Origin of the sequence: Streptomyces sp. NPDC001714, assembly GCF_042892755.1 — a bacterium.
In the GTDB taxonomy this organism is placed as follows: Bacteria; Actinomycetota; Actinomycetes; order Streptomycetales; family Streptomycetaceae; genus Streptomyces.
On sequence record NZ_JBIAUL010000022.1, the window covers coordinates 56,820 to 77,940 of the forward strand.

The following is a 21,121-nucleotide window of genomic DNA, read 5'->3' on the forward strand; positions in this document are numbered from 1 at the left end:
GGCGCATCGGCGATGATGGCCGCATGGCCGCCCTGGGACTCCGCATCGACGCCACCGACCTGCCCGGCCGCTCCTGCGCGGCGCCCGAAGGCAGCGGTTTCTCCCGCTACGGCGACATCCATGTCGCCGTACAGCGCCGCAACCGCCCCGCCGAGCTGCTCGACCCGCAGCCCGGCGACGCCGCCTCCGCGACCTGGACGCTGCCGTGCGCCGCGGCGGTGTCGGCCACCGGCGTCGACTTCACGGGGCCCTACGTCCAGGGCGGTCCCGGCGGCCGGTTCGTCTACCTGTCCTGGGGGACCGTGGGCGCCGGGGGCGCCTTCACGATGTTCCGCCGGGCCAAGCTGCTGCTCGGCGCCGTCCCCGGCGCGGTGGCCGAGGCGGCGGCGCGGAACGGGCTGCTGATCGGCCGCCTCGGGCTGACCGACGGCCGGGGCATGCCGCTGTGCGCGCGGGTCGTACCGCCGGCCGTCGTCTGGAGTGCCGGGAGCGGTCCTCAGCCCAGGGCCTCGCGGTAGTCGGCGAGCGCGGTCTCGGTGTCCGTCAGGGGGCAGCGGGCGCCGAGGTGGCCGCCAGGGCGGACGACGAAGCCGGTGGGGCCGTCGGGGTGGTAGAGGCGGGCGAACTCGTCGGCCGTGTCCGGGTGTCCGGGGACGAGGGGCATGTGCGCGCCGTCTTCCGTGCGGATGGCCAGGACGTCCCAGCCGGGGGCGAGGAGGGCCTTGATCACGTCGGTGGGGTCCGCAGCACGACGTGGTCCGGGCGGTCCCGCAGGATGTCGAGCAGGTGCAACGGGTACGCGGCGAGCGGGGTGGTGAGACCGGCGCAGCCCGGGGCGCGGTCGCCGGGTTTTGCGGGACGTCCGCAGGGCCGTGGGGGCGGTGGCCAGAGGGCCGTCCCGGTAGCCGACGAGGAGCTGGGCCTCGCGGTCGGGCGTCCACGGCTCGGCGCCGGACTTCCGCAGCAGCCGGACGCGGGGAACCGGCCTTGTCCGTGCCGTTCTGGAGGGTACGGGCGGTGGTCGTGCGGCTCCCCCGGAATGTGCACGTGGGTTGCGCACGACGCTGCCGCACAGCGGTCGGGCAAGCGCTACCTGTTCAGCCCGGCGAACAGGCCGAGGGACGCGGACCGTTCGCCCCATGGTCCGTGCGTTGACCATCGATGGTTTTGATTGAGCTTTGTACCATTTTAGAGAAACCGCTTCACTCAAACACCGGCCGATCCCGATCTCTGGGTGTTAGAAATTGGCCACAGAACGTCGGGCTGTGCACAGCCCTGCACGCCATCCCTGTTGTGAAATGGGACGATCTTGTCCAAGTCGAGACCTCTGACCGGCAATTGGCCCGTCGCAAGACGCCTCCAGGCCATTCTGCTCATCCCCGTGCTCGTCGCCCTCGGCCTCGGCGGCGTCCGGGTGAAGCACTCGATCGACACGCTGCGCGACGCCAACGACGCGGTGCACGTCGCGGAGTTGGTGCAGGCGGCGAACGCCTACGCCAGTGACGCGATCAACGAGCGCGACGTGTCGGTCATCCCGCTCCTGGAGGGCAAGCGGGACGCGCCCGCCGTGGTGGCGGCCCGCAAGGTCACCGACGCCGACGCGAAGGCGTTCGACACGGCAGTGGCCCGGGCACCGAAGACCGCGGGACTCACCCGGCGGATCGAGCTGGTGCGGGCGGGCGAGAAACAGCTGGCGGCGGTACGGGCCAGCGCGTTCACGGCCAAGTCGTCGGGGGTGCAGACGGAGGAGAGCTACCACGCCGTCCAGCACCCGCTGATGGAGCTCTCGAACGAACTGGGCTTCGGCAGCAACAACCAGGCGAGCTTCGGGCGGACCCTGTACGCCATCTCCCTGACCCAGGCGGCCGAGTCCCTCGTGCGCGCCATCGGCACGCACCTGCTGGTCGAGGACCGTGACACCCTCGCCGGTGGCGAACTGCAGAACCAGCTCGGCTCGTTCAGCTCCTACGCCTACCTGGAGCAGGTGGGCCTCCAGGAGTACGCGGGCGCCGGTACCGCCGGTGACATGACCCGGCTGCGGACGGCGCTGGCGGACGCGCAGCAAAAGGGTGCGCAGCAGACGGCCAAGGCGGCCGAGGAGGCCAAGGCGGCCGGGCAGGCCTTCGTGGCGCCGCCGGCGCTGACGAAGATGATCAGCGAGATCGCCACCGGGAAGACGACCGGGCAGCTGGCCGCCGAAGGCATCACGCCCGAGTCGTTCTTCGCCGCCTCCGCGCTCGCCTTCGACGCCTACCGGGGTATCGAGGTGCATCTCACCGACACCTCGCTCGCCGGTGCCCGCAGCGTCGCCGCCGACGCCAGACGGGACGCGATCACCAACGGCTCCGCCGCGCTCGGCGCCGTACTCGCGGCTGTTCTCCTCGCCGCGTGGGTGGCCCGCTCGATGAGCCGTGGCATGCGCAGGCTCAGCGCCTCGGCGATGGAGATCGCCGCGCAGCGGCTGCCGGCGGTGATCACCCAGTTGTCGCAGGCCGTGCCCGGCCAGGTGGACACCAGGGTCGCGCCGATCCCGATCACCACCACCGACGAGATAGGCGAGGTCGCCCGCGCCTTCGACCATGTGCACCGGGAGGCGGTCCGGCTGGCCGCCGAACAGGCCCTGCTGCGCGGCAACGTCAACACGATCTTCACCAACCTCTCCCGCCGCAACCAGTCGCTGATCGAGCGCCAGCTCGCCCTGATCACCGACCTGGAGGAGCGCGAGGCCGACCCCGAGCAGCTGGCGAACCTGTTCAAGCTGGACCACCTGGCCACGCGGGTGCGCCGCAACGGCGAGAACCTGCTGGTACTCGGCGGCGAGCGCCCCACCCAGCAGTGGGACCACCCGCTGCCCCTGGTCGACGTCATCCGGGCGGCGGCCTCCGAGGTGGAGCAGTACGAGCGGATCGAGCTGGAGGGCATCCCGGAGGCGGAGATCCACGGCCGCGCCGTCACCGACCTGGTGCATCTGCTCGCCGAGCTGCTGGAGAACGCCACCTCGTTCTCCTCGCCGCGCTCGACGGTCCGGGTCACGGCGACGCGGCTGCCGGACACCCGGATCATGGTGGAGATCCATGACCAGGGCATCGGCCTGGTGCCCGAGGACTTCGCGCTGATCAACCACAAGCTGGCGAACCCGCCGACCGCCGATGCCGACGTCTACCAGTACATGGGCCTGTTCGTGGTGGGCAGGCTCGCCGACCGGCACGGCATCCGCGTCCAGCTGCGGCCGGCCGCCGGGGAGTCCGGCACGACCTCCCTCGTCATGCTCCCGGGCTCCATCACCTGGAGCAGCGACACCGAGTCCGACGCCGACACGCTGGCGCTCGCGGCCTTCACGGCGCGCGCCACGCCCGGTCTGGCGGACCTGCTCGCGGCCGGGCCGGTGGACCCGTTCGGCGCACACGAGGCATGGGACGACGGCACCCTCGCAGCCGGCTCCGCGGCGCGGCCCGGCCCTGCCGCCCCGTCCGGTGCTCCCGCCACGGCCCGACCTCCCGGCGCCTCCGCTGCTCCGGCCGGGTCCGCCGTTCCCGCCGCGCCCGACGCGCCAGCATCGTCCGGTCGTCCCCGTCGCGCGTCCAAGCGCGGCCGCCGCCCCGCCAAGGACGGCTGAGCCCGCGGCACCGGGGGTCAGGGCGGCGGCACCGGGCGCAGGGCCCGCGCCACCGCCCAGACGACCGAGATGAACGGCACGGCCACGACGGCGCCGATCACCCCCGCGACGATGCTGCCCGCGATGACGGACACGGCGACGACGAGGGGGTGCAGCCGCACCGCCCAGCTCATCACCAGCGGATGCAGCACGTGCCCTTCCAGCTGGCCGATGACGACGATGAGCACGAGGACGGCGGCGGCCGTGAGCGGGCCCCGCCCGGCCAGCGCCACCACCGTGGCCACGCTCAGCGCGACCGGTGAGCCGACCAGCGGGACGAACGCGGCGAAGAACTCCAGCAGGGTGAGCGGCAGCGCGAGTGGCACCCGCAGGACGAGCAGCGCGATGCCGACGAGGACGGCGTTGGTGGCGGCGACGATGATGATGCCGCGGGTGTATCCGGCGAACGTCCGCCAGGCCGCGCGCCCCGCCCGGTCCCAGGCCCCGCGGGCACCGGCTGGCAGCAGTTCGCTGCTCGTCCAGGCCCACAGCCGTTCGCCGGAGTGGATGAAGAAGACCGAGGTGAAGAGCGCGAGCGCGCCGCCGGTGACCAGTTCGACGAGGGTGCCGAAGCCGCTGAGCGCCCTGCTCGCGAGGTTCGAGCGGTGGGCCTGGATGTAGTTGACGATCTGCTGCTGGAGATGCGACAGGGCGCCCGGCCCGAGCCGGAAGGGCGGGCGCTGCAGCCAGACCTCGATGCGGTGGATGCCGCCGCGGAACTCTTCGGCCAGCGTCGCCGACTCCTGCGCGACCGCGTTGCCCACCAGGGCCAGCAGGCCGAAGAACAGGCAGATGCTGCCGACCAGGCTCACCGCCACGGACAGCGGCCTGGGGAGCCACCGGGCCAGCAGGTCGGCGAGCGGGCGCAGCACCGAGGTGATGACCAGGGCCAGGAACACGGCCACCGCGATCAGCTGGAAACGGCCGAGGACGACGAAGACGCCGTAGACGACGGCGCCGACCACGATGAGCCGCCAGGCGTAGGCGGCGGCGATCCGCAGGGCGGGGACGACGACCGCGCTGACATCGGCGGCGGCGCGCGGGTCGCGGGCCCGTTTCGGGAGCCGGAGCGCGCGTGCGGTCCGGCTGCCCGGTGCCGCGCCCCGGGCCCGGCGCGCGCGGCCCCGCCCGGCCACCGGCCCGCCCGCACCCGCCACCGCGCCTCCCGTTGCCGGCCTTGGTCACCTCTCATGCACGTTAGGGGCATTTCGGGCGGCAGGCGGGCTGCGGTGGGCCAAGGGGGTCAGCCGGCGGCGGTCTCGGAGACGGCGGTGCGGACGGCTCGTTCCACCAGGTTCACGCCGTCCGCCATGGACGCGTTGCCGTCGGAGAGGACCGCGACCAGGTAGTGGTGGCCGCCGGTCGTGACCCGTCCGATGCTGTTGATGTCCCAGAGGCCGGTCGTGGTGCGCATGAGCCAGCCGTTCTTCAGCGCCCATCCCGAGTCGGCGGCGGCCGAGACGCCCCAGGACTGGTCGGCGGCGATCTCGGTCATCAGGGTGCCGATACGGTTTCGGGACGCCGTGTCGAGGGGCGTGGGGCCGCTGCCGAAGATCGCACGCAGCAGTCGTATCTGGTCGGCGGCGGTGGTCCGGGTGAGTCCCCAGAGGCCACCGGGTCCGCCCTCGGTCGAGGTGAGTCCGAGCCGCTTGTTGGCCGATGCCAGACCTGGGGCCTCGCCTATGGCCCGCCACAGGGCGGTGGCCGCGGTGTTGTCGCTGTCGCGGATCATCACCTCCGCCTCGGCGCTCTCCCGGGTGGTGAGGGCGCGCCGGTGGTCCCGCGCGTGGAGCAGCATGGCGGAGAGGATGTCGACCTTGACGATGCTCGCCGTGTCGTACGGCGTGTCGTCGCCGTAGAGGGCGGGTTCCCCGGCGGTGCCGTCCAGGTCGAGGACGGCGGCGGTCACCCGGGCCCTGCCCTGCGCCTCGACGGCGGTGCGGAAGGCGGCGGAGCCGGAACCGGCGTCGGCCGCCATGGCCGCCGGCGCGGCTCCGGCGAGCAGGGTCACCACCGTGGCCACCACGGACAGGGTTCGGTTGAGCATGGCGGGAGCCTTCGCAGTTCGGAGGGGAGGGACGCAGAACTGCGAACGTAGACAAAATGCCCGTCCCGCGACATGACCGCCGCCACGACGCGACCCGTTACGGGCCGATTGTGAGCAGGGCAACAGGGCCGCTTGTGAGCGGGGCAACAGGGCCGCGCGCGAAACGGAGCTTCCGTTTGACGGAACACGAATTCCGCATGCCTCATCCGGATCCGTCCGGGGGAAGAATGTGGTCAGAGCGACGGACCGGGCCCCTGGGAGGTGCCATGAGCACATCGGCGGAACCGCGGGTCAGCGGTCTGGAGGTCCGGTCCATCGACTACGTGCCGCTGGACGAGCGGCACGGCAAGCTGTGGCACCTCGGGCCGCTGTGGTTCATGTCCAACGCGCAGATCGCCACCCTGGCCGTGGGGCTGATCAGCATCACGGAGGGCGGCAATCTGATCTGGTCGCTGCTGGCGATCGTCGCGGGCACGCTGATCGGGACGTTCTTCATGGCGTTCCACTCGGCGCAGGGGCCGCAGCTGGGACTGCCGCAGATGATCCAGTCCCGCCCGCAGTTCGGCTACGTCGGGGCGCTGCTGGTGTGGCTGTTCGCGTATGTGCAGTACGCGGGCTTCAACGTGTTCAACACCATCCTGGCCGGTCAGGCCCTGAACACGACGATCCACGGCGGCGTGAAGCTGTGGGTGGTCGTGGTCACGGTGATCGGGCTGGTCGTGGCGCTGGTGGGGTACGACGTCATCCACAAGGCGGAGCGGTTCCTGACCTACACGTTCCTGGTGGTCTTCGGGATCTTCACCGTCGGCGTCCTGGTCACGCTGCACTACCCGGCGGGCTCCTTCGACCTCGGCGCCTTCAAGGCCACCCCGTTCCTGGCGCAGTTCGGCGTGGTCGCGGGCTACCAGATCAGCTGGGCCATCTACGTATCGGACTACTCGCGCTATCTCCCCCCGGACGTCACCGTCCGCAAGACGTTCTACTGGACGTACTTCGGCTCCGCGCTCGGCGGGATCTGGCTGATGGTGCTCGGGACGCTGCTGGCCGGCTGGGCGGGCGACAGCTTCGACACGATCCCGTCGATCAACGCCGCCGGCGACAAGGTCTTCGACGGCTTCGGCGCGATCGTGCTGCTGTTCTCCGCGCTGGGCCTGATCTCCGTCACGGCGCTGAACATGTACGGCGGATCGCTGACCCTGATCAGCGCCATCGACTCGTTCAAACGGGTGCGGCCGACCCTGGGCGTGCGTCTGGTCACCCTCGTGGTGACCGCGGCGCTCTCCCTGATCGGCGCGCTGGCGGCGACGTCGAACTTCCTGACGAACTTCAACAACTTCCTGCTGCTGGTGCTCTACCTGTTCATCCCGTGGACGTCCGTGAACCTGATGGACTACTACGTGGTGCGCCGGGGCCACTACGCGATCGCCGAGATCTTCAAGCCGAACGGCATCTACGGCCGCTGGGGCTGGCAGGGGATCGTCTCGTACCTGGTCGGGTTCGCCGTCATGATCCCGTTCTTCTCCGTCGGCACCCTCTATGTCGGTCCCGCCGCCAAGGCCCTCGACGGCGCCGACATCTCCCTGTTCGTCGGGTTGCCGGTGTCGGCGCTGCTGTACTGGTGGCTGACCCGCTCGATCGACGTCGAGGAGGAGACCCGCATCGCCGAGGCGGAGGCCGCCGCCCTGGAGCAGGCGGCACACGAGCACCGCGAGCCCTGACCAGCGGTTGTCAGAGGCGGCAGCTGATCTCCATGCCGTCCTCCACGGGGAAGGCGACGCTGCGGTAGCCGTTGGCCACCTGGCGCACGTATGCGAGGTACGGCTGCATGCTCGCGAAGGAGGAGTCGTCGGCCACGACGAGGGTGCCGGGCGCCAGGCGCGGCTCCAGCAGCTTCAGCACGGGCAGGCAGAGGTCCTTCCAGCCGTCGAGGAGCACGAAGTCGGCCGGGGCGTCGAGGCCGGCGAGGCTGTCCCGGGCGTCCCCCTCCAGCACGGTGATCACGTCGTCCAGGCCGGTCTCGGCGAAGGTGCGGCGGGCGGCGGCGATCTTCTCCTTGCTGAGCTCCGTGGTGACGACGCGGCCGGCACCGTTGTCCCGGACCGCGGCCGCGAGATAGAGCGTGGAGATCCCGTACGACATCCCGAACTCGACCACCGTGGCCGGGCGGACCGCGCGGACCAGGCTGTAGAGGAGCTCGCCGCCCGCGGCCGAGATCGGCATGTAGATCTCCGCGGCCGCGTCGGCATGTTCCTGGGGGGACATCGACCCCGTGCCGGATCCCCAGTCGACCCGGGACGCGACGGCGTCGTCCTGCTCGGCCTGCTCGAACATCCGGCGCAGGGCCGCCGCGACCCGGACGTCGGTGAGTGTGTGGGTGTGTGTCATGAACGCTAGAGTAGACGCGACGTTGCGTCACTTCTAGAGAATTTCGGCCGTATCGCGGGGCGAACACCCTTGCGGAAGGAAGGGACGACATGACACCCGGTCCGGAACGACGGCACCACGGCAACCGGCACGGACGGAGCGAGGAGGCCCGGCTGGCCGTACTGGAGGCGGCCGACGACCTGCTAGTCGAGAAGGGCTTCGCGGGCGTCACCATGGAGGGCATCGCCGCGCGGGCGGGGGTGGCCAAGCAGACGATCTACCGCTGGTGGCGGACGAAGACCGACGTCCTGATGGACGCCTTCCTCCAGGACGCGGCCGAGGATCTGACTCCGCGCGACTCCGGGGACCTCGCCGCCGATCTGCGCGCCTATCTGCGGCGACTCGCCGCGTTCCTGGGCACGTCCCACGCCGGCGCCGTCTACCGGGCCCTGATCGCCCAGGCCCAGCACGATCCGGCGTTCGCCCGCGAGTTCCGCGCCCGCTGCCTGGCGGCTCAGCGCCACCGCGACGTGGTCCTGCTCGAACGGGCCGTGGCGGCGGGCCGGTTGCCCGCCGGGCTCGATCTGGACGCGGAGGCGGACCAACTGGTGGGTCCGCTCTACTACCGCGTGCTGGTGTCGGCCGGTCCGGTGGACGAGGGGTTCGTGGACACCCTCGTCGACACGTTCCTGCTACGGCACGACGGCCAGGTCAGTACGCCGAGTTGACGTTGTCGATCGAGCCGTACCGGTGGGCGGCGTAGTTGGCGGCGGCGGTGATGTTGGCCACCGGGTCGGTGACGCTGTGGGCCGTGCCGGCCACGTGGTACGCGTTGAAGGTCGGGTCGATGACCTGGAGCAGCCCCTTGGAGGGGGTGCCCTTCTGGGCGTTGACGTCCCAGTTGTTCTGGGCGCTCGGGTTGCCGCCGGACTCGCGCATGATGTTGCGCTTGAGGCCCTCGTAGCTGCCCGGGATGCCCTTGGACTTCATGATCTGCAGGGACTGCTTGATCCAGCCGTCGAGGTTGCCGGCGGAGCCGGACTGCGAGGCGGTGCGGCTGCTGTCGCCGGAGGTGGCCGTGACCGCGGTCGAGCTGTGCGCCTGCGTCATTTCCGCGGCCTGTGCGTTCGCCGGCATCAGGGTGAGGGCGGCGGCCGCGGCACCGGTGGTGGCCAGGCCGGTGAGGCCGAGGGTGCGCAGGCGGGCGATGCGGGTGCGAGTGGTCGTGGTCATGTGTGAGCAACTCTCCGGTGGGGGACGGCGTCGGCGCTGGCCGCGGTGGGCGGCGGCGGTGGGCGGAGCCCGTACTACCGGCGGGAGTGGGCGGGCCCGGCGGTGATCCGCTCGGCCCGTCGCCCGTCTCCCGGCGACGAGAGCAATGGTTAGCGGCAGCCGGAGCGGGTGGCAATGATGTGACGTACTACCCGACTTAGGAATCAATGACCGAAATGCCCACTTATATATGCCTTGCATGCAGTTCAGGGGGTTCCGTTCCTACGATGCCGGATAGGATGTGATCTGGCTCCTATGGGGGGTGTCACGCGTTCAGGGCCCTTCGCGGGGTCCACGACACGACGCCGGCGATCTCCACAGCGCATGTACAGGCCGCCACGAGAGCATCCGTCCATGTCCGACACCCCCACACCGGCGCCGGGCGCGATCATGCGCAGCACGCCCGGCGACACCCGGTTCACCGTCACCCTGCCGCTCGCCGCGGCACGGAACCGGTCCGCCGGCGGTGCCTGACGTCACCGCACCGCCGGCAGCTCCTCCCCCGCGGGCTTCCACCGCAGATGGACGCTCTCCCCCGGCTGCCCGGCCCGCAGCAGCGACAGGCGGGGGCGTACGGCGTCGGTGCGTGCGGTGGGCGGCTTGCGGCGGCCGGCCTGGAACTGCACGGGCCAGTCGGCGGCCGCTCCCGTGTACTCCTGCTCGGCGGCCGCGTGCAGCGTCCAGTGCGGGTCGTACAGGTGGGTACGGCCGAGGGCGCACAGGTCGGCGCGGCCGGCGAGGAGGATGGAGTTCACGTCGTCGTAGGAGGCGATGGCGCCGACGGCGATGACGGCCGCCCCGGTGGCGGCGGCGACCTCGTGCCGGATGCGGTCGGCGAAGGGCGTCTGGTAGGAGCGGCCGTAGGCGGGCTTCTCGTCCTTGGTGACCTGGCCGGTGGAGACGTCGACGCCGGCCGCGCCGTGGGCGACGAAGGCACGGGCGATCTCGACGGCGTCGTGCTCGGTGTTGCCGTCCGGCATCCAGTCGGTGGCGGAGATCCGCACGATCACAGGGCGGTCGGCGGGCCAGACGGCGCGGACGGCGTCGAAGACCTCCAGGGGGTAGCGCAGCCGGTTCTCCAGCGGCCCGCCGTACGCGTCGGTGCGGTGGTTGGCGACCGGCGAGAGGAACGAGGAGAGCAGGTAGCCGTGGGCGCAGTGGAGTTCGAGGAGGTCGAAGCCGGCGTCCGCACCGCGCCGGGCCGCAGCCGTGAACTCGGTCTTGATCCGGTCCAGGTCGGTGCGGGTGAGTTCGCGGGGTGCGGGTGAGCCGGGGCCGTACGGCAGCGGGGAGGGGCCGACGGTCTCCCAGTTGCCGTCCGGGAGCGGGTCGTCCATGCCCTCCCACATCCGGCGGGTCGAGCCCTTGCGGCCGGAGTGGCCGAGCTGGAGGCCGATGCGGGCGGTGCTGTTCGTGTGCACGAACTCCACGACGCGGCTCCAGGAGTCGCGTTGCGCGTCGTTCCACAGGCCGGTGCAGCCGGGGGTGATCCGGCCCTCGGGCGAGACGCAGACCATCTCGGTCATCACCAGGCCGGCCCCGCCCATGGCCTTCGAGCCGAGGTGGACGAGGTGGAAGTCCCCCGGAACCCCGTCGACGGCGGAGTACATGTCCATCGGGGAGACGATCACCCGGTTCTTGAGCTCCAGTCCGCCGATGCGGAACGGCTGGAACATGGCGGGAGCCCGGCCGCTCAGGCCCTGCGCCGCGGCGAAGGCGGTGTCGACGCGGTCGGCGAACTCGGCGTCGCGGGTGCGCAGGTTGTCGTAGGTGATGCGGCGGGAGCGGGTGAGGAGGTTGAAGCAGAACTGGGTGGGTTCCTGGCGGGCGTACATACCGATGTTCTCGAACCACTCCAGCGAGGCCTGCGCGGCCCGCTGGGTGGACTCCACCACCGGGCGCCGCTCCCTCTCGTACGCACTCAACGCGCTTTCCGTGTCCGGGTGTTCGTGCAGGCAGGCAGCGAGCGCGAGGGCGTCCTCCATGGCCAGTTTGGTGCCGGAGCCGATGGAGAAGTGGGCGGTGTGCGCGGCGTCGCCGATCAGGACCAGGTTCTCGTGATGCCACCGCTCGTTGCGCACCGTCGTGAAGTTGAGCCACTTGGAGTTGTTCGCGAACACCTGGTGCCCGTCGAGTTCCGCGGCGAACAGCTCACGGACCCGGGCCACCGCCTGCTCGTCGGAGGCGCCCGGCGCGAACACCGTGTCCTCGGTGGCGTCGAAGCCCGCCCGGCGCCAGACGTCCTCGTGCATCTCCACGATGAACGTCGAGCCGGCGTCCGAGTAGGGGTAGCCGTGGACCTGTACGACCCCCCACTCCGTCTCCTTGACGAAGAACTGGAAGGCCTCGAAGACCCGGTCCGTGCCCAGCCACATGTACTTGCTGTGCCGCCGGTCGAGGGAGGGGCCGAAGGCGTCCGCATGGGCCGTGCGCACACCCGAGTTGACGCCGTCCGCGCCGACGACGAGGTCGTACGCGGCGCGCAGCTCGGCGGCCTCCGGTGCGGGGGTGCGGAAGTGCAGGGTGACGCCCAGGTCGTGGCAGCGCTCCTGGAGGAGGCGCAGGAGTTCCTTGCGGCTCATCGCGGCGAACCCCTGGCCGCCGACGGTGTGACTCTCGCCCCGGTAGTGGATGTCGATGTCCGTCCAGCGGGCGAAGCGGCGGGCCATGGCCTCGGCGAAGACGGTGTCGGCGTTCTCGATGCCGCCGAGCGTCTCGTCGGAGAAGACCACGCCGAAGCCGAAGGTGTCGTCGGGGGCATTGCGTTCCCAGACGGTGATCTCGTGGGCGGGGTCCAGCTGCTTCATCAATGCCGCGAGGTAGAGCCCGCCCGGGCCACCGCCGATGATCGCGATTTTCACCGGAGTTCCTCTCACTGCTCGGCGACCGGCTCGGCGGCCCGCTCTTCTTCGATGGCCCGCTCTTCTTCGATGGCCTGCTCTTGGTCGATGATCCTGCGGAGCGCGAACCGCTGGAGCTTGCCGCTGGTGTTGCGCGGCAGGGTGTCGCGGAAGCGCACGTCCCGCGGGTACTTGTAGGGCGCCAGGACCTGCTTGACGTGGTCCTGGATCTCCTTGGCCTTCGCCGCGTCCCCGGCGACGCCCTCGCGCAGCACGACGAAGGCGCACACGACCGAGCCGCGCTCCGGGTCGGGCCGGGCGACCACCGCCGACTCGACGACGTCCGGGTGGGTGTCGACGGCCGCCTCCACCTCGGGTCCGCCGATGTTGTACCCGGAGGAGACGATCATGTTGTCGCTGCGCGCGTGGTAGTGGAAGTAGCCGTCCTCGTCGCGGTGGAAGATGTCGCCGGTCACGTTCCAGCCGCCCACGACGTAGTCCTGCTGCCGTTTGTCGTCGAGATAGCGGCAGCCCACCGGGCCGATGACGCCGAGCCGCCCCGGCTCCCCCGGGCCGAGCTCCTCGCCGTCGAGACCGAGGATCGTCGCCCGGTAACCGGGCACCGGGCGGCCCGTGGCGCCGGGCCTGATGTCGTCGCCGGCGGCCGAGATGAAGATGTGCAGCAGTTCGGTCGCGCCGATGCCGTCGATGACCTTCAGCCCGATGCGGTCGCGCAGTTCCTCCCAGGTGGTGAGGGGTATGTGCTCACCGGCGGACACCCCGGTCCGCAGTCGGCTCAGCTGGCCTTCCCTGCCGTCGCGGACGATCGCCTTGTAGGCGGTGGGTGCGGTGGCGAGGACGGTGACGCCGTGTTTCTCGACGAGGTCGGCGAGCTGCGGCGGCGTCGCCGTCTCCGTGAGCAGGGCGCAGGCGCCGGCCCGCAGCGGGAAGACGACGAGCATGCCGAGGCCGAAGGTGAAGGCGAACGGCGCGGTGCAGGCGACCAGGTCGTCCGGCCGCAACCGCAGCACGTGCCGTCCGAAGGTGTTGTCGATGGACAGGATGTCCCGGTGGAAGTGCATGGTGATCTTCGGGACTCCGGTGCTGCCCGAGGTCGGACCGAGGAGCGCCACGTCGTCGGCGGCGGTGTCGACGTTCGTGAACTCGCCGGATTTCACGGCGCACCGGGCCACCAGGTCGCCGTCGCCGGTCCCGCCGTACTCGACCACCGTCAGGCCGGGCAGTGCGCCGCGGACCTCGTCGGTGAAGCGGTGGTCCACGAGGGCGAGCGCGGGCCGGGTGCGCTCGGCGATCGGGAGGATCTCCCGGGCGCGCAGCGCGGCCATCGTGGTGACCACCACCCCGCCGGCCTTCAGGACACCGAGCCAGCAGGCCACCGTCCAGGGGGTGTTGGGCGCGCGCAGCAGGACGCGCTGCCCCGGCACCAGGTCCAGGTCCGCGGTGAGCACCTGGGCGACCTGGTTGGCGCGGGTGCGCAGTTCGCCGTACGTCCACAGTTCCCCGGCCGGGGTGCGCAGGGCGGGTCGGTCGGGGCCGTGGCGTTCGACGGCCGCGTCGATGAGTTCACCGGCCGCGTTGAGGCGCGACGGATAGGCCAGTTCGGGGGTGGTGAACTCGATGGTGGGCCACTGTTCGGCGGGCGGCAGGTGGTCCCTGGCGAAGGTGTCCAGATGCGAGGTGGGTGAGAGCGGAAGAGCCAACGCGGGGTTCCTTCCGGGAGCCCGCCGGTGGTGTGCGGCGGGCGGCTCAGGCGGGACGGATCATGCCCTCCTGGACCACGGTGGCCAGGTGGCGGTGGTCGCGGGTGAAGAAGCGGCCGCTGCCCAGTCCGCGGCCCGCGTCGGCGGCCACCGCTTCCTGGGCGTAGAGCAGCCAGTCGCCGACCGGTGCGGGGCGGTGGAACCACATGGCGTGGTCGAGGCTGGCGGTGACCAGGCCGGGGTCGGCCCAGGCGAGGTCGAGGACGCGCAGGACGGGTTCGAGGATGGTGTAGTCGCAGACGTAGGCGAGGGCGGCGAGGTCGCGCTGGGCGTCGGTGAGTCCCTCGACGGGACGGAGCGCGTCGAACGGCCGTACCCAGACGGCCTGGTGGGGCAGTCGTTCGCCGTCGACGGTGAGGTAGACGGGACCGGGCACATGGCGCATGTCGAAGCCGCGGCCGCCGCTCCAGTAGGCCTTGGAGCCGTCGGTCATGGTGCCGCCGGTGCGCCCGGCGAGATACTCCGCCGTACTCGGCAGCGACCCGGGGTCGGGTACGTCCGCTGAGAAGTCGGCGTGGAAGGACGAACCGGGCTCCCCCGCCGCGAAGTTGGCGAGGCAGACGTACAGGACCTTGCCGTTCTGGTAGCCGCGCACCTGGCGGGTGCTGTAGCCGCGGCCGTCGCGCACCACCTCGACCTCGTAGCGGATCTCGGCGCCGATGTCGGCCGGGCGCAGGAAGTAGCTGTGCATGGAGTGGAGCGTCTTGCCGTCGGTCACCGAGCGCATCGCCGCGGCGGCGGCCTGGGCGACGAGGTCGCCGCCGTAGGCCTTGGGCCAGGGGCAGGGCTGGGTGGTGGCGGTGAAGGCGAGGTCGAAGCGCTCGGGCGGCGCGGGCTTGAGGGTGAGGGCCGCGGTGACGATCGCGGAGGTCGGGGTGGCCTGGCCGGCCGGGCCGGTCGGGGCGGCGGTCACCGGTTCAGCCAGTCGCGCAGGTCGGTGTCGGCCACGTCGGGCAGGTTCACCACGATGTTCTCCGGGGTCCGGGTGGTCATCCACACCAGCGGTTTGGTCCGGGACAGGTTGCATTCCACGTGCGGCATGAACGGCGGGACGAAGACCCAGTCGCCCTCCTCCATGTCGAGGTAGTCCTCGAACTTCTCGCCGAAGTAGATCCGGGCCCGGCCGGACAGGACATACCCGCCGGTCTCGGCCTCGCCGTGGTGGTGGGAGACCGAACGGTAGCCGGGCTCGTTGCTGACCTTGCCGTACCACAGGCGGCGTGCCGGGGTGTGCCGGGCGCTGACGCCCGACACACGGACGGCGCCGCCCGAATCCGCGGTGTTGACGTCCTCCTGGCCGGCCCGTGTCACGACCGGGGCGACGATGCCGCTGGGCAGCCGGTACATCGCGTTGTCGCCCTCGAGCCGGTACTTGCCGAGGTCAGGCTCCATGGAATCGACTCCGTTTCCGTGGGCTCGCCGGGGTCCGGAACCGGACCGCGCGCTCTATCTCGTATTTTTCACGGTCGTCATTTATTGTCAATACGACCGGCCGTGCGGCCGGAGCCGGACACCACCGAACCGGAGGCCTGATGACTCCCGTCGCCGTGAACCCGCCCGCTCTGCCCGCCCCGAGCGGCTACTCGCACGGAACGCTCGCCGGGAACACGCTCTACCTGGGCGGCCAGACCGCTCTCGACGCCGACATGAAGATCGTCCCGGGCGGGATCGTCGAGCAGTTCCGTCAGGCGTTCGGCAATGTGCTGACCACGCTGCGGGCGGCCGGGGGCGAGCCGCAGGACCTGGTCAGCGTGACGATCTACCTCACCGACATCCCCGACTACCAGGCCCACGGCAAGGAGATCGGCAAGGTGTGGCGGGAGCTGGCGGGGCCGGTGTACCCGGCGATGGCGGGCATCGGCTGCACCGCGCTGTGGCAGCCGGAGGCGGTGATCGAGGTCCTCGGCGTCGCGGTGATCCCGGAGGAACGGCTGGTCAGGCCGTAGGCCCTGGGCGGAACTCCGGGTCCCGGTGCCGGGTGCGGCAGCTGCCCTAGCGGGTCTGTATGACCGCCAGGGCGTGTGCGCGGGCGGGCTCCCGGAGGGTTTTGTCGAGTTCCTCGAAGAGCGCGCCGGCGGTTTCCCCCATCCAGCCCGGCGGCAGCAGGGACAGCGGCAGCCCGGGGTCGCGGTACGGGAGCCTGCGCCACTCGGTGAGCATCGGCAGATAGATGCCGAACGCCTCCCGGGCCGGTATCGCGCCCGCCGCCGCGCGCTCGCGCACCGGCCGGTACCGCTCCAGGAAGTCCGCGTAGAGCGCGGTGAGCTCGTCGAGGTCCCACCACTCGCGGACCTTCGCCGACAGGTCGCCGAAGGCGAAGTGGTCGCCGGTGAAGATGTCCACGTACGGCGTCAGTCCGAGGCGTCGCAGGGTGCGGCGGGTCTCCTCGGCCAGGATGCCGGGCGCGACCCACACGCCGGGGGCCGCGGTGCCGAAGCCCAGGCGGATCAGGGCGGTGCGCAGGGCGTGGCGCTTGTCGCGTTCGGACTCGGGCACGGAGAACACGACGACGAGCCAGCCGTCGCCGGCCGCGGCCCGGTTCCGTTCGAAGATGCGCACGTCGCCGTCTTCCAGCACCTCCAGCGTGGCGTCGGACACGGCGTACCCGGCGGCGCCCTCGTGGCGCTCGCCGCGCAGCACCCCGCGCCGTTTCAGCCGGGAGACCGCCGAGCGTACGGCCTGCCCCTCCACGCCGAGGTCGGCCATCAGGCGTATCACGGAGGCGACGGAGAGCCAGTTGTGCTCGCCGCGCGCGTACAGCGCGAAGAGGGTGATGATCAGCGGCCCAAGCCGGCTGTCCCGGCCGCTCGCGCCGACGGCGGACGACGGCTCGACGTGCGCTGTCATGCCCACCCACCTCCGGTCGGAGTCACCCTTCTGATCGCGCAGCAGCCTATCGCGCGTGCGGCGGCCGCACCGGCGCTGCCGATCGGCGCTCCGGGGCCCGGCGCGCTCACGCCGTGCTGCGCCTCGCCCGCCGACGGCACAAGGTGGTGGTACGGCACGGGCGGCAGCGTCCCCGCGCCGGCCGGGCGGCAGGGACGACCGGTCCGGCCCGAGGGCGGGAGACTGCCGGGCGCCCGACCCGGGCATCGTATTCACCGGCGCGACCGTTGTCTCTGATACGTCTGGTACGCCTGATAGCCCTGGTGCTCAGATACCTCTGGCGCCTCCGTCGTCTCTGTTGGGGAGTCCGACATGACCACACCCCGGGACCTGTTCCTCGTCACCGTGTACGACGCCGCCGCGCGGCCCGTCGAGCAGGGTGACCTCTCGCTGGCGCTCGCGGGAGCCGAACTGGTCGATCTCATCGACGCCGGGGCGGTCACGCTCGACGGCGAGTTCATCGTGCCCGCGGCGGCGGGCGGGACGGGTGACCGGCTCCTCGACGCGGCGGTGGCGGCGCTGCGGCGGGAGACGCCGTACGAGTCGGTCGAGGACTGGCTGTGGCGGCGGGGGCGCGGCCTGGGCGCCGCCTATCTGGACGCCCTGGAGGCGGACGGGACCGTCGCCCAGCAGCGGAGGCGCTGGCTGCCGCTGCCGACAGGGCGGACCGAGCCCGCCGACTCGCCCGAGCGCGGGCGGGCGCACGAGCGCTGGGCGTCCGGCGAACCCGTGCTCGCCGCCCTCGCGGCCGCGGTGGGGATCCGGGACGAGGCGGCCAAGGACCTCGCGAGTGCGGTCTCCGACGCGATCGTGACGGTGGTGGCCGCCGTGGACGACGCCGTGACGGAACTGGCCGCCGTGCGCCAGCGGAGGGAGATCGAGGACGCGGCGTTCGACAACGTGTGGCGCGGCCTGTGACGGTCGCTGTCGTGCGGCGGCGTCCGGATCGCTCGTGATCACCGTCGTACGGCCGTCTCACCCGCACGGCCTACCGCCGTGGCCGCACCGTTGCGCCCGTTACTGTGCCGCCTTCTCACCGGTCGGGCCGACCGCGAACCACTTGCCGTCGAGCCCCTGGCCGTTCAGGTCGCCCGGCTTGCTGTCGCCCGAGAAGCGGTAGACGGGCCGGCCGCCGACGGTGATCTGGACCTGGCCGTCCGGGCGGCGGATGGCCCCGACCTCCTTGGGGTTCACGCCGGCCAGGTAGACGTTGCCGCCCTCCTGGATGGTCACGGGCGGCCACTTCACCGCGCAGGCACCGGTGCAGGACGACGTCGGCGGGTCGGCGGTGTCGTCGTCGAAGCGGTACAGCGCCGCCTGGTTGATGTTGATGAGGTGCGCGGCGGACAGCGGCGCCGAGGTCACCGCGGACAACTGCACCCACTTGGGCGGCGCTTCCTGCACGGCCGCTCCGACCACGGTCCCGCCGGTGCCGCTGAGGCCGGCGTCCTGCGCGGTGGAGTCGACCACCTGCAGCGCCGAGTTGCCCGAGCCCTGGGCCGGCGTCGTGGAGGTGGACGAGGCGGAGGGGGACGGCGACGGGGTGGACGAGGTGGCCGGGGACGAGCTGTCGCCGATGGAGATCGTCTTGCCGCAGGCCGTGAGGCTCGCCGCCGCGCAGAGGGCGAGAGCGGATGCGACGACGGCACGGCGTGCCGCACCGCCGTGGGACGGCGGCCGGGTGAGGAGCGAGGTCATGCCTGCTACACGAGACGGGCACCGGCGAGGGTTCAATGCCACCCGCGCCGCGCGGGGCCTCGGGGCCACTCGGACCGTCCGCGACGGGTGAACGTTTTGCACCGTCGGCCTCGTGTTCCCCGCAGAGACGAATCCTCACCGCACAGGAACGGGGGCCCGCAGTGGCGTCGGACGTCAACATCCCCGGGAGCGAACTCAAGGAGGCCCAGGACATGCTGGGCTTCGTGCACGACTTCATCGACATCGGACACCACACGTTCGACTTCGATGCCGCGTTCGGGCCCGAGCTCTCCCACGGCTCCGCACAGAACTTCGAGAACAGGTGGGAGGACGGCAAGCACCAGTTGCAGAAGCAGGTGCAGGGCATCCGGGACGCCATCGGCAACATCCTGGACTCCTTCGAGAAGACCGACCAGGACGCGGTGTCGAACCTCGACGACGGCAGCGGCCGGTGAACTCCCCGGCGGATCCCCCGACTTGTCCCCCACTTCCCCCGAAGGCGACGGCTGACCGATGAGCACGGCACAACGATTTCTGCTGGACATACCGGACCAGTGGCAGCAGGTGGACCTGAGCGGCGAGGAACTCGCCAGGACCCGCGCCCAGGCCCTCGCCGCGACCGACGACCCACGCGAGAAGGCGCGGATCAACGACATGTTCCGGCAGGGCCGGGAGGTGACCCGGGCGGCCCGCCGCTACGGGGCGCTGCTGGCAGCGGGCACGGCGACGATGTACACCGAGGGCCTGTTCATGGCGTACGGCATGGTCTTCGCCGTCAACACGCCCAAGGGCGAGGAGCTCACGTTGCCCGTGCTGTCCACGCGGCTCGGGGTCTCCTCGGCGACCGGTGCGGCACCGAAGGACCGGGTCATCGCCTCGGCGAAGGTGCCCCACGTGGGCACGGTCGCCCGGGTCACCGGCACCGAGGTGACCCGGCTGACCGGGGACATCGACGTCAAGCTGCTGACGATGCACACGATGATGCCGGTACCCGGCAGCACCGAGGACTTCCTCGTGGTCACCCTCGCCAGCCCCAACCTGCCGTTGAAGACTGAGGTGTACGACCTTTTCGACGCCATCACGAGCACGTTCCGCTTCGTGACGGACGACGGCGTCCAGGTTCTCCCGGACGACGACGGGAGCGACGGCGTCGCCGCCTGAGCCTGTCTTTCAGCCTCCGGGGCGGTCGCGCTCGATGATGCTCGCGGCGCGGAACGAGTGGCCGGCCTCGGGTGTCCGAGGAGCGTCCGCTGCGGCCGTGGACGTGGCGGAACAGACGCTCCGCGCTGGTGGGGGGAGCGTCAGGGCGGAGCCGGTTGCTGACGTCATCCTCATTCGCCACCGCGGAGCGATCACATGAGATGACGTCTAGAACACCTTCCAGTGGCCCTCGGAGACCACTTCCACGGCGCCGTCGGTCACCTTGATGGCGGTCTGCTCGTCGATCGCGTACGCCGGGCCCCCGATCTCGGCCGCCCATCGCTCTGCCGCGGCCATGGTGTTTTCCGGGCAGGACGGATGATCCAGGTGCGGGAAGATCGAAAAGTCGACCAGGCCCAGCGCACTGTCGCCGCCGGTGGGCGGCTTCCAGCCCACGAAGTCCTCCCCGATGCGGGGGGTCATCACCATGCTCCCGGCGCTGACTCCCACGTAGACCGTGTCGGGCAGCGACGGCATGAGTTCAGCCAGCCCGGATTCCCGCATCCAGTGGCTCAGATACAGCGCGTCACCGCCATTGACCAGCAGCACGTCGGCTTCCCTGACCCAGGAGACCCAGTGCGCCTTCTCGATGCTGGGCAGCGCGGTGAGCTCCAGCACGCCCACCGACTTCCAGCCCAGCCCGGTCATGGGACTGGGGGACCGCCCGCTGATGAATCGCCACGGCCCGACCGGATCGGCGTCGGGGGCCCCGTACCCCGCGGTGGGAATGCACAGGGCGCTGGACTCGGCGACCGGCTTGCCCAGGAGGTCGACCAGCGCATCCTGGATGCTCGCGTTCTTGACGCCGGAGTCGGTGAGGAGCAGCTTCATCATGTCCTTCCCGAGGAAAGCCGCATTCGTACAAGGAAGCCGTGAGGCCACGGGAGGTGGGTTCTGACTCCAGTGAAGCGGTGGTGGCAGGAGTAGCTGGAAAACGTCGCCTTCCGCACCGACCCTGCCACAGCCCTGATCGATTTCGACCTGGCGGCCCCCGGCCGGGCCGTGTGGGACGTCGCCATGACCGCCCGCTACTGGATACCCATGCTCGATCCCACGTCCGCGGCGGTTCTCTGTCCCACCGGGCTGGACGCCCCGGCGCGGCTGCGGATCCTCGCCGGCGGCTACGGCCACTCCCCGCAGGAGCGCGCTGAACTGTCCGGCGTCATCGAGCAGGCCACCGCATCCTGCCGGGCCTTCGTCGCCGGCCGAGTGGGCGACGGCGACCCCGGCTACACCCAGGCGCTGTCCGAGCATGGTGGCTGGCAGCGCTGGGACCGCATCCAGCGGTGGCCGGCGGCTCACCACGAGATGTTCACGGCTGCCCTGTTGGGATGACCGGCCAAGAGGTCGAAGAACAAGATCAGCGCCTGTTCCCATG

20 protein-coding genes and 1 pseudogene are annotated in these 21,121 nt (G+C 71.3%); 9 read left to right on the forward strand and 12 right to left on the reverse strand.

Annotated elements, in window-relative coordinates; all coding sequences use genetic code 11:
- The first annotated feature begins 23 nt into the window (after window positions 1–23).
- Complete coding sequence (locus ACFY0P_RS41790; RefSeq protein ID WP_388926047.1) at window positions 24–518, forward strand: DUF5990 family protein; 495 nt, start codon at window positions 24–26, stop codon at window positions 516–518.
- On the opposite strand, the gene ACFY0P_RS41795 is transcribed toward ACFY0P_RS41790, so the two are convergent.
- Window positions 497–730 carry a hypothetical protein gene (locus ACFY0P_RS41795; RefSeq protein WP_388926050.1) on the reverse strand — a complete coding sequence of 78 codons (234 nt, stop codon included), beginning with the start codon at window positions 728–730 and terminating at the stop codon, window positions 497–499. The genes ACFY0P_RS41790 and ACFY0P_RS41795 overlap by 22 nt on opposite strands.
- A gap of 651 nt (window positions 731–1,381) precedes the next feature.
- On the opposite strand from ACFY0P_RS41795, the gene ACFY0P_RS41800 reads away from it, so the two are divergent.
- A complete protein-coding gene (locus ACFY0P_RS41800; protein ID WP_388926053.1) occupies window positions 1,382–3,616 on the forward strand; it encodes a nitrate- and nitrite sensing domain-containing protein in 2,235 nt (744 codons plus the stop codon).
- A 17-nt stretch (window positions 3,617–3,633) separates the two neighbouring features.
- Here ACFY0P_RS41800 and ACFY0P_RS41805 read toward each other — a convergent pair whose 3' ends face one another.
- Window positions 3,634–4,812 (reverse strand): AI-2E family transporter, encoded by a 1,179-nt coding sequence (locus ACFY0P_RS41805; protein ID WP_388926056.1) that lies wholly within the window; start codon window positions 4,810–4,812, stop codon window positions 3,634–3,636.
- Window positions 4,813–4,898: 86 nt separating this feature from the next.
- On the reverse strand, window positions 4,899–5,702 hold the full coding sequence (locus ACFY0P_RS41810) for a serine hydrolase (protein WP_388926059.1): 804 nt from the start codon (window positions 5,700–5,702) through the stop codon (window positions 4,899–4,901).
- 266 nt (window positions 5,703–5,968) lie between these two features.
- Here ACFY0P_RS41810 and ACFY0P_RS41815 point away from each other — a divergent pair, with 266 nt between their 5' ends.
- The gene (locus ACFY0P_RS41815) at window positions 5,969–7,420 is read left to right on the forward strand and encodes a purine-cytosine permease family protein (RefSeq protein ID WP_388926062.1); all 1,452 of its coding nucleotides are present in this window, start codon (window positions 5,969–5,971) and stop codon (window positions 7,418–7,420) included.
- A gap of 10 nt (window positions 7,421–7,430) precedes the next feature.
- On the opposite strand, the gene ACFY0P_RS41820 is transcribed toward ACFY0P_RS41815, so the two are convergent.
- The gene (locus ACFY0P_RS41820) at window positions 7,431–8,087 is read right to left on the reverse strand and encodes an O-methyltransferase (protein ID WP_388926065.1); all 657 of its coding nucleotides are present in this window, start codon (window positions 8,085–8,087) and stop codon (window positions 7,431–7,433) included.
- 89 nt (window positions 8,088–8,176) lie between these two features.
- On the opposite strand from ACFY0P_RS41820, the gene ACFY0P_RS41825 reads away from it, so the two are divergent.
- Window positions 8,177–8,794, forward strand: coding sequence for a TetR/AcrR family transcriptional regulator (locus tag ACFY0P_RS41825; protein ID WP_388926067.1), 618 nt, complete (start codon window positions 8,177–8,179; stop codon window positions 8,792–8,794).
- Here the strand turns inward: ACFY0P_RS41825 and ACFY0P_RS41830 are convergent.
- From ACFY0P_RS41830 to ACFY0P_RS41850, 5 genes are all read right to left on the reverse strand, one after another.
- Window positions 8,778–9,299: a transglycosylase SLT domain-containing protein gene (locus ACFY0P_RS41830; RefSeq protein ID WP_388926070.1), complete on the reverse strand. Its 522-nt coding sequence runs from the start codon at window positions 9,297–9,299 to the stop codon at window positions 8,778–8,780. The genes ACFY0P_RS41825 and ACFY0P_RS41830 overlap by 17 nt on opposite strands.
- A 515-nt stretch (window positions 9,300–9,814) precedes the next feature.
- Window positions 9,815–12,199 (reverse strand): bifunctional salicylyl-CoA 5-hydroxylase/oxidoreductase, encoded by a 2,385-nt coding sequence (locus ACFY0P_RS41835; RefSeq protein ID WP_388926072.1) that lies wholly within the window; start codon window positions 12,197–12,199, stop codon window positions 9,815–9,817.
- Window positions 12,200–12,210: 11 nt separating this feature from the next.
- On the reverse strand, window positions 12,211–13,899 hold the full coding sequence (locus ACFY0P_RS41840; protein WP_388926074.1) for an AMP-binding protein: 1,689 nt from the start codon (window positions 13,897–13,899) through the stop codon (window positions 12,211–12,213).
- A gap of 46 nt (window positions 13,900–13,945) precedes the next feature.
- Window positions 13,946–14,872, reverse strand: a complete 927-nt coding sequence (locus ACFY0P_RS41845; RefSeq protein WP_388926076.1) for an acyl-CoA thioesterase — start codon at window positions 14,870–14,872, stop codon at window positions 13,946–13,948.
- Window positions 14,869–15,351: a cupin domain-containing protein gene (locus ACFY0P_RS41850; protein WP_388926078.1), complete on the reverse strand. Its 483-nt coding sequence runs from the start codon at window positions 15,349–15,351 to the stop codon at window positions 14,869–14,871. The genes ACFY0P_RS41845 and ACFY0P_RS41850 overlap by 4 nt, the downstream gene beginning before the upstream one ends.
- Window positions 15,352–15,491: 140 nt before the next feature.
- On the opposite strand from ACFY0P_RS41850, the gene ACFY0P_RS41855 reads away from it, so the two are divergent.
- Window positions 15,492–15,905, forward strand: a complete 414-nt coding sequence (locus tag ACFY0P_RS41855; protein ID WP_388926080.1) for a RidA family protein — start codon at window positions 15,492–15,494, stop codon at window positions 15,903–15,905.
- A 46-nt stretch (window positions 15,906–15,951) separates the two neighbouring features.
- Here ACFY0P_RS41855 and ACFY0P_RS41860 read toward each other — a convergent pair whose 3' ends face one another.
- Window positions 15,952–16,806, reverse strand: a complete 855-nt coding sequence (locus tag ACFY0P_RS41860) for a PaaX family transcriptional regulator C-terminal domain-containing protein (RefSeq protein ID WP_388926082.1) — start codon at window positions 16,804–16,806, stop codon at window positions 15,952–15,954.
- Window positions 16,807–17,157: 351 nt separating this feature from the next.
- On the opposite strand from ACFY0P_RS41860, the gene ACFY0P_RS41865 reads away from it, so the two are divergent.
- Complete coding sequence (locus tag ACFY0P_RS41865) at window positions 17,158–17,763, forward strand: GPP34 family phosphoprotein (RefSeq protein ID WP_388926084.1); 606 nt, start codon at window positions 17,158–17,160, stop codon at window positions 17,761–17,763.
- Window positions 17,764–17,862: 99 nt separating this feature from the next.
- Here ACFY0P_RS41865 and ACFY0P_RS41870 read toward each other — a convergent pair whose 3' ends face one another.
- Window positions 17,863–18,543: a hypothetical protein gene (locus ACFY0P_RS41870; RefSeq protein ID WP_388926086.1), complete on the reverse strand. Its 681-nt coding sequence runs from the start codon at window positions 18,541–18,543 to the stop codon at window positions 17,863–17,865.
- 161 nt (window positions 18,544–18,704) lie between these two features.
- Here ACFY0P_RS41870 and ACFY0P_RS41875 point away from each other — a divergent pair, with 161 nt between their 5' ends.
- Window positions 18,705–18,998 (forward strand): hypothetical protein, encoded by a 294-nt coding sequence (locus ACFY0P_RS41875; protein ID WP_388926088.1) that lies wholly within the window; start codon window positions 18,705–18,707, stop codon window positions 18,996–18,998.
- A gap of 58 nt (window positions 18,999–19,056) precedes the next feature.
- Entirely contained in the window at window positions 19,057–19,704 is a 648-nt protein-coding gene (locus ACFY0P_RS41880) for a hypothetical protein (protein WP_388926090.1), read from the forward strand.
- 207 nt (window positions 19,705–19,911) lie between these two features.
- On the opposite strand, the gene ACFY0P_RS41885 is transcribed toward ACFY0P_RS41880, so the two are convergent.
- Window positions 19,912–20,574, reverse strand: coding sequence for a Type 1 glutamine amidotransferase-like domain-containing protein (locus ACFY0P_RS41885; RefSeq protein ID WP_388926375.1), 663 nt, complete (start codon window positions 20,572–20,574; stop codon window positions 19,912–19,914).
- Window positions 20,575–20,673: 99 nt separating this feature from the next.
- On the opposite strand from ACFY0P_RS41885, the pseudogene ACFY0P_RS41890 reads away from it, so the two are divergent.
- A pseudogene (locus ACFY0P_RS41890) lies at window positions 20,674–21,078 on the forward strand (phosphotransferase); the annotation flags it as partial.
- Window positions 21,079–21,121: the final 43 nt, after the last annotated feature.